The 7,188-nt window shown below is 61.4% G+C and carries 5 protein-coding genes and 1 pseudogene; 3 read left to right on the plus strand and 3 right to left on the minus strand.

All coding sequences use genetic code 11. From position 1 onward, the window contains the following. The first annotated feature begins 77 nt into the window (after window positions 1-77). Window positions 78-1,421, plus strand: coding sequence for an IS1182 family transposase (locus ACZ1JS_RS20055; RefSeq protein WP_047867256.1), 1,344 nt, complete (start codon window positions 78-80; stop codon window positions 1,419-1,421). On the opposite strand, the gene ACZ1JS_RS20060 is transcribed toward ACZ1JS_RS20055, so the two are convergent. Then, complete coding sequence (locus tag ACZ1JS_RS20060; protein WP_053058620.1) at window positions 1,388-1,927, minus strand: acyltransferase family protein; 540 nt, start codon at window positions 1,925-1,927, stop codon at window positions 1,388-1,390. The genes ACZ1JS_RS20055 and ACZ1JS_RS20060 overlap by 34 nt on opposite strands. Window positions 1,928-2,053: 126 nt before the next feature. On the opposite strand from ACZ1JS_RS20060, the gene ACZ1JS_RS20065 reads away from it, so the two are divergent. Then, window positions 2,054-2,704, plus strand: coding sequence for a flagellar hook-basal body complex protein FliE (locus tag ACZ1JS_RS20065; protein ID WP_319625199.1), 651 nt, complete (start codon window positions 2,054-2,056; stop codon window positions 2,702-2,704). Between the two features lie 33 nt (window positions 2,705-2,737). Here ACZ1JS_RS20065 and ACZ1JS_RS20070 read toward each other — a convergent pair whose 3' ends face one another. Beyond that, complete coding sequence (locus ACZ1JS_RS20070) at window positions 2,738-3,382, minus strand: DsbA family protein (RefSeq protein WP_047867254.1); 645 nt, start codon at window positions 3,380-3,382, stop codon at window positions 2,738-2,740. 1,740 nt (window positions 3,383-5,122) lie between these two features. Further along, a complete protein-coding gene (locus tag ACZ1JS_RS20075; protein WP_465169041.1) occupies window positions 5,123-5,932 on the minus strand; it encodes a hypothetical protein in 810 nt (269 codons plus the stop codon). 131 nt (window positions 5,933-6,063) lie between these two features. On the opposite strand from ACZ1JS_RS20075, the pseudogene istA reads away from it, so the two are divergent. Further along, window positions 6,064-7,122: pseudogene (gene istA / locus ACZ1JS_RS20080) on the plus strand (IS21 family transposase); the annotation flags it as partial. Between the last annotated feature and the right edge of the window lie 66 nt (window positions 7,123-7,188).

Below are 7,188 nucleotides of genomic sequence, written 5' to 3' on the forward strand. Positions count from 1 at the left end.
AGACTGTTGAAAAACGCGTGCTTGCGACGGCGATGGAGGCGTGATTCACTCTTGGCAGACGGCAAGGGATCACGGACATGATGGGACGGCAGGTGGCACAGGGCGCGCTGTTCTACGGCTTCCGGCTTGATGAGCATGTGCCGGTTGACCACCTGCTCCGACGCATCGACGGCGTGTTGGACTTCGGCTTCGTGCGCGAGGCACTGGCGTCGAGCTACAGCGCGAGTGGGCGACCCTCGATCGACCCGGAGCTGATGCTCAGGATGCTGCTGGTTGGCTATCTGTTCGGCATCCGCTCGGAACGGCGTTTGTGCGAGGAGGTGCACCTCAACCTCGCCTATCGTTGGTTCTGCCGGCTTGATCTGGCCGACCGGGTGCCCGACCACTCCACCTTCTCCAAGAACCGGCACGGCCGCTTCCGCACCTGCGACCTGCATCGCCTGCTGTTCGAGCAGGTGGTCGCACGATGCGCCGTGGCCGGGCTAGTGGCGGGGCGCGACGTGGCGGTGGACGGCAGCACGATCATGGCCGACGCCAGCCGCGAGAAGAAGCTGAAGGGGGCCGACGCCGCAGACGAGCTTCGTGGCAGGGAAAGCATATCGCGACCCGTCGCCGAATACCTGGCGGCGCTCGATGCCGCGTTGCCGCCGGGCCCCGACGAACCGGCGCCCGTCGATCCGACCAGCATATCGCCGACCGACCCGCAGGCGGCGCTCACCTGCAAGCACGGACCGGCGCGATACGCATACGCCATCAACCCCCTGCTTGACCTCGACACCGACTGCATCCTCGACGTGGAGGCCACGCCCGCCCGCTTCGCAGCCGAGGTGGCGGCGACCCGGACGCTGGTGTCACGCGCCGGCACCAGGCTGGGCATCGAACCCGCCAGTCTCTCGGCCGACAAGGCGTACGGTAGCGGTCCGCTGCTCCGCTGGCTGATCGACCGGAACATCACGCCATACATCCCGGTCATCGACCGGACCCGCCAGCGGGACGCCTTCTTCACCCGGGATGCCTTCCGCTACGACCGGGAAGCGGATGCCTACCGCTGTCCGGCGGACAAGCTGCTCGGCTATTGCGGCACCAACCGGACCAAGCAGGTGCGCGTCTACCGAAGCCGGCCGGCCGATTGCGCCGCCTGCGAGCTGAAGCCGCAATGCACCATCGGTCCGAAGCGGGGTGTCACCCGGCTCGTCAGCGAGGAAGCCCGCGATACCGTGCGCGCCCTTGCCGGCACCGACGCCTATGTGCACGCACGGCGTCGAAGACAGCGGATCGAGCGCGTGTTCGGCCATCTGAAACGCAACCTGGGGCTACGAACGCTCAAGCTGCGGGGCCTGTCAGGAGCCGCCGAGGAGTTCACCATGGCTGCCGCGGCATACAACCTTCAGTTGCTCGCCCGGCAGGCCGCGGCGGCCTGATACGCGGCGTATCCCCGGTGGCCGGCGTCACCAGCCATCCGCCACGCCGATTTCGCGCAAGCCTTTTTCAACGGTCTCAGTCGTTTGTGAGTTAGAACCCCAAAACCAAAGCCGTAAGCAGCGTTCGCGAACAGCTCGAATGAAAGAGTCCAAGCTACGAAGTTGGCAGGAAACAGCGGTTGGTAGGGGATGCCCACAGGCGGCGATGGCAACATCACGAAGTTGAAGACGCTGGACAGTATTATCTCTGCTGCGAGATGATCGTTTCGATAATAGTATGCTAATTCAACGGTGCCCAGCGCCAGGGCCAGGATATAGAATGGGTAAAGGCGTATCAGCCGAGTGACGATGAACGCTCTGCCACCCATTCCGTCTTGAAGCCTTACATCGTAAGCGCGGGCGAGCACGAAGCCGCTCATGACAAAAAACAGGTCAACGGCAAGGTATGCTCCGCTCGCTACGAAAGGCGCAAAGGCTTGCGGATAATGCAAGGTGATGACGCTCATAGCGGCGAGACCGCGTAGAACGTTGAGGATATGAAAGGACCGTGATCGCTCTTCCGCCGTTCGTTCGGCGCGATGCGTTGCAACACAGGCCATCTCGTGATCCCCAACCGCGGGCCGACCCCAAGGTTGTCTGAACATGACAGGCCGCATCTTATTTTACGCGACGGCGAAGCTTACCCCTCAGGGTTCTTCGGCGGTGCACGTTCCAGAGGCGCACACGAGCAGACCGGCAAGCCTCTTCGCCCCGAGCAACGCGGCTGCGCCGGTCCCCTTAAAACATCGGCAATCTGTCCTAAGGTTTTTAACCATCTCGTAACGCTTCCCAGCTACCGTTTCGCTTGGGAGATTGTTGTGAGCAATATTTCGGTCAGTGATGTCATGGCCTTGCGAAGTGCGGTTCTCGACCGGAATTCCGCCCTCCGAAATGTCGTCAACAGCAGTGCGGCGTCGCCGGCAAGCGCTGGCGGGATTGCAAGGCCTACGTTTGATGCGGCCATGAGCCAAGCGCTGCAAAAAGTTGAAGGCCCTGGCTCAGTTGGCTCGGCTACTGGAGCGAATAGCAGCTTCGCATCGACAATTGTAGAACAGGTGCTAAAAGTAAACGAAACAGGTGCAAAGGCCGGGGCGTTGACGGTCGCCTATGAACGGGGCGAAACCACCGATATCGCAAAGGTTATGCTTGCCCGGCAAGCGGCTTCAATCGGGTTTGAGGCGACGCTGCAAGTGCGCAATAAGGTTCTCTCAGCGTACAAAGACATAATGAGCATGGCAATTTAACAAAAACCAGATCGGTAGGTGTGCAGTCCAATATCATTTCCTCGAACTGCGTGCGCGCGCGAACAGCCTAAGGAAATCAGCTTTGTCGATAGCGCCCACTACCAGCACCGATCCGGCAAGGTAGCCCGGTGTCCCCGCCAGCCCGAGGGTGAGAGCCTGCGCCCCATTGGCACGCAGCTGCGCCATGATCTGCTGGTCGTGTGATATTAGGTAAGCACTTATACGCTTCCAATTACCGCCTGCTTTTTCGACGATATCTTGCAAAACGCTGTCGCTGATGGTTCTGCTGTCGATCATGAGCTGCTTGTGAACCGCCGGGTAAATACCCTGCTCGGCACTTGCGAGCGCAACTTGCGCAGCGCGCTCCGAGGGCGGTCCGAAAATTGGCCAGTCCTTGTAGATGACGCGGACATCTCCGTCGCTCAGGATCGCTTCCTCCATGGCCGGGAATGCACGCCTGCACGCAGGGCATCGATAGTCGGTAAAGGCCGCCAAACGGAGCGACGCTGTAGGCGGGCCACTCGCAGGAGATCTTCGGTCGTCGAAGATAGCCGCCAGTGCCTCGGGATTAGCGACATCCCGGCCGATCGGTGCAGTTCGTTTCAGGACTGAGCTGACGGCCCATCCACCGGCAATCAGGGTCCCGAGTTGCAGCATCTGTCGTCGATCTAAGGCCATGGTCAATCTTTATGCCCTTCAACCTCAACCGCTAACGAATACGGGAACCTGGACCGACTGGAATGGTTAACGGCTTCTGAACGGATCGATAGATGTAGCGGCTCGCAATGATGATCGCCTGGAACTGCAATAAAGGGGTCGGTACATAGAACGGACCCAGATATACGCTCGGTTTTTGAGAGCATGCCTGGCTTGAGGCTTAGCTCTCGTTAGCGCTCGGATATGACATCGGTCATCGCGGCAACCAGTTCGCCCGTCGCTCCTCCAGCTTCCCACGCATAGACAGACAGTACTAGTGGTGCTTCTGCAGCGAAGATGGGGCTGGTGCGAACGGCATGTGCCCCCGTCGTGCTGATCGGCAGAACTGATACTCCTAACCCGGCCTCAATCGCTGACAAGGCTACATTTACGCCGCGATGGCATTTTCTGCTGCGGTCGAAGCGCTCAACATTGTTTCGAGGCGACGGGCAGAGAGAAGCGCGGCCTTAACGGACCGGAGCGTTTAGCGTTTCAAGGGTCAACGGCGCTGAAAACCTTGCTGACCCCCATCGCCGGCACCGTGTGTCGGCAGGCAGGGCGTATCGCGATGCTAGATGAATATGTAGGTCTGCTCAACGTAAGACAGCGCATCCCGAAAAAGCGGTCCGGCCCCTAATAACCTTAGACGGTATCCGGGTCCCCCCAAGCAGAGGAATTGCGTCATTTTCCGTCCGTTTCCCGGAATATGGTATGAAGCCACTTTAACAGGAGCGTCGCTGACAAGATGGCAATCCAAGGAACTAAAGGGTCCGTTTGTTCGGATGAGCCTACCTGAGCGAACCCAATTGCGACGATCAGTGTAGCCATCGTAACGGCTGTTAACAATATTTTGCCAGCTCTCGCTTCTGCTCGCCAGAGTAAATCTACAAGCAGAGCTATGGTTAGGGAAAGCAAAATACTAATAAAGCTAATAATCAGGAGCTCCAATTTTGCTTAGTAGAAAAAGCTGAATATATTTGTAATAATAAAAACTTACTGGGGTCGGTTCCGGCTGAGGGCGAAATGACACCCTAAGTGGACTGACTGGGTTGGGGGTAGGCGGCATTCGCGACGCCAGCGAAACTGGCTATGCAGCCCGGACAGGCCGTGTGATGTATGAGCATGATCCGATCTGCCTGCATCGCCGCTGCGCTCGTCCTCGGCCAAGCCGCGCCCTTGGCGGCACAGGACGCTCCGCGGGCATACGATTTCCAGGAACGGACTCGCGCACTTGCATTCGACCCGGTCCGCTTCTTTCCCGAACGGTCCGAACCGGCAATGGCGGTCCGCTACCTGGGAGACGATTACGGCTTTCCGGTTTACGCGATCGCAGTCCGTAGGGGCTGCACCGATGCCGACCTAGGCGAGGCACGCCGGACATGCGGAGATCGCCTGATAGCCCGGATGGTCCGTTCACCCTACGTAGGCAAACCGCCAAGGGCGCGAGTCCGCGGGCAGCGACTATTTGCCATGATCGCAAAGTCACCGCCGCAAAGCGATGATGCCCTGCTCCGTTTGCTCGATAAGGCGGGACTGGAGTGGCTAGAGGCCGACATTCGCAAATGTCCCACTGCAATGGCGCACCTCGCGACTGGACAAGACCTCAGGTTCTCGTCCGTGTTAAATCAGACCCGCCAGATGGCCCCTGTGCATTATTTGGACACAGACTCACGGTAGGCCGACACCGGCTGGTGCCTGCCAGTTTTTGCGGGGATCGAAGCGCTATTTGCGCAGCTTCTCGATACCGAGTTCTCGCCACATCCAGGTGAAATCGTAAGTGGCCATCGGATCATTCGGATCCGGCTGACTGCCGCTGCGGTTCTCCAGATGCTTCAGCCATGCCGAAAGACGTTGGCGGCCCGCTGCGGTCCGGGCTGCAGCGCGCGGCGTGATGTCGCCTAGCATGCCGACGGGCTCGTCCAGCGTAGCGCGATACTGACGATCGAGCATGGCATGGACGAGTGGGGTTGCCACCTCAGGCGCGATGGCTGGTGCCGGCTCAGGCCGGTTTTCACGATGTGCGGTCATGGCCTGTTCGACAGTCTCGATCGTGCTAAGCGGCGTGCCGACCAAGTCGCCCAATGTGTCTGCCAGGAGGGCCGTGCCGCGTGCCGCACGCTCGGCGGAGGTAACGGCCAGGATCAGCGCGCGCCCTTTCAGCTCGATATTGCCCAGCACCGGCGTGCCGTCCATCATCGTCACACCCCAGGCCATGTGGCCTGTGCCCTTCCGGGTCGATGTCGTTTTTTCGCCAAGCCAGTTCCAGACATGCGAAGTTTCGCGCTGCATGGCTGGCAAAAGATCGAGCTGGTCGCCGATCAGCGCATGGGTTGCGCCCCGCGCAAAGGGGAACCGGACGCGGTGGAACACCACTTCCTCACCATCGCCGTTGTGCAGCGTCGGTACGGTCATCGCACCCATTGCCCGGGGCACGACGTCGAACAGCCATGCCGTACTGAGGAGTGAAGGAAGCGCGCGCAGCTTGGCGTCGGTGAGCGCCAGCTGGCTGCACGGACTGCGCTTTCCCTCCACGCGCCGAAGATCGGCTGTGGATCGGCGTGGAAAAGGGACCCCGGTAGCGGGGTGATCGGCGTCGAAAAAGGACCCCTCATCCCGGTGGTCTAGGCTGCTCGCTTGGCGGTGTGTCAGGCGGCGAGATCGGGATGCTGGTATTGGAGAGGGTGTTGAGGATCCGGCGCGAGCACGCGTCGGGGAAGGCCATCAAGGCGATAGCGCGGGACCTGCACCTGTCGCGCAAGGTGGTGCGCAAGGCGATCCGGGCGCCGGAGGCGGACATGGCGTATCGTCGCGAGGTGCAGCCACTGCCGAAGCTGGGGCCGTTTCAGACGCGACTGGACGCGTTGCTGGAGGAAGACGAGGCACGGCCGCGGCGCGAGAAGCTGCGCCTCACGCGCATCCACGACCTGCTGCTGCGCGAAGGGTTTAACGGCTCGTACGATGCGGTCCGCCGCTATGCGGCCCGTTGGCGGCAGGCGCGGCGTCGCGACGTGATGGATGCGCCGGCGTTCATCCCGCTGCTGTTCCGGCCGGGCGAGGCCTATCAGTTCGACTGGAGCCACGAGGACGTGGAGATCGCGGGCAAGCCGATGCGCGTGAAGGTCGCGCATGTGCGGCTGTGCGCATCACGGGCGATGTACGTGCGAGCCTATCCACGCGAGACGCAGGAGATGTTGTTCGACGCCCATGCGCGGGCGTTCGCCTTCTTTGGAGGCGTGCCGACGCGCGGCATCTACGACAACATGAAGACGGCGGTGACGAGCGTGTTCACCGGCAAGGAGCGGGTCTTCAACCGGCGCTTCCTGGTCATGGCCAACCACTACATGGTCGAACCGACGGCATGTTCGCCGGCAGCCGGCTGGGAGAAGGGTCAGGTCGAGAACCAGGTGCAGACCGCGCGTGGCCGCTTCTTCCAGCCACGCCTGCGCTTTGCCAGCATCGAGGAGCTCAACGGTTGGCTGGAGGCGGAGTGTCGCCGTTGGGCCGAGCTGCACCAGCATCCCGAGCAGAAGGAGCTGACGGTCGCCCAGGCCTGGGCTGCCGAACGTGCGGTGCTCCAGCCTGTGGTCGCGCCCTTCGACGGCTTCCATGAGAGCGAGCACGCGGTGAGCGGCACGTGCCTCATCAGCTTCGACCGCAACCGCTACTCCGTCTCCGCCAGGGCGGTGCGGCGTGCCGTCCAGGGGGTCCCTTTTGCACGCCGATAGGGGGTTCCTTTTGGACGCCGATTGACACTCGCCGCTTCGCACCCTGATCGTCGGCAGCACGAC

It is taken from the genome of Sphingomonas sp. BL-S-05 (assembly GCF_055521695.1).

Bases quoted from the DNA above. Each gene is read 5' to 3' on its own strand.
- ACZ1JS_RS20070 (WP_047867254.1), bottom strand. From the start codon at position 3,382: ATGGCCTTAGATCGACGACAGATGCTGCAACTCGGGACCCTGATTGCC.
- ACZ1JS_RS20055 (WP_047867256.1), top strand. From the start codon at position 78: ATGATGGGACGGCAGGTGGCACAGGGCGCGCTGTTCTACGGCTTCCGG.
- ACZ1JS_RS20060 (WP_053058620.1), bottom strand. From the start codon at position 1,927: ATGAGCGTCATCACCTTGCATTATCCGCAAGCCTTTGCGCCTTTCGTA.